Genomic DNA, 448 nt, shown 5'->3' with positions numbered 1-448 from the left:
AGACAGCTTCGGTTTGACGCCAGCCGCGCTTTCGAAAGCGACCGGCCCATGCTTACCGCGTTCAAAACCGGAACGTTCGACCTCCTCCCGGACGTTGTCTACCGCTGGCGTCTCTGGACCCAACGCGAAAAGCAGGCGGACGAGCAGATCCTGGTCGAGCGCATGCGTGGCATCCTGCCAAGCTGGCGATCGATGACAAGAGAACTGGCTGAGCACCTGGAGGGACGGCAGGAGTTCGAGTCGCATTTTCTTGAGCACGTCCTCCTTAAGAGCGCCCTCTTGGCGGTCAGTCACGACTTCCCGGAACTCCGGCTACTGGCTCAGAAGAACTGCCGAGAAATACTTGAAGGGGTTAACAAGCAGTCCTGGTTCGGCCTCTCACTGCAAGATCGGATTGTCCTGAAGCTTGTAGCCGCTGGGCAGTTCGAGCTATTGGCACGCGTCCTTG

Annotated in this window: 1 protein-coding gene; it reads left to right on the top strand. The window is 58.7% G+C overall.

Annotated elements, in window-relative coordinates; translation table 11 throughout:
- Positions 1-48: 48 nt before the first annotated feature.
- A partial coding sequence (locus AC1U89_RS24780; RefSeq protein ID WP_479902264.1) for a hypothetical protein occupies positions 49-448 on the top strand: 400 nt, incomplete at its 3' end.

Source organism: Caulobacter sp. 05T431 (assembly GCF_056665975.1).
The sequence above is the reverse complement of the archived record's forward strand: the minus strand, read 5'-3'. Positions and strand labels throughout refer to the sequence as shown.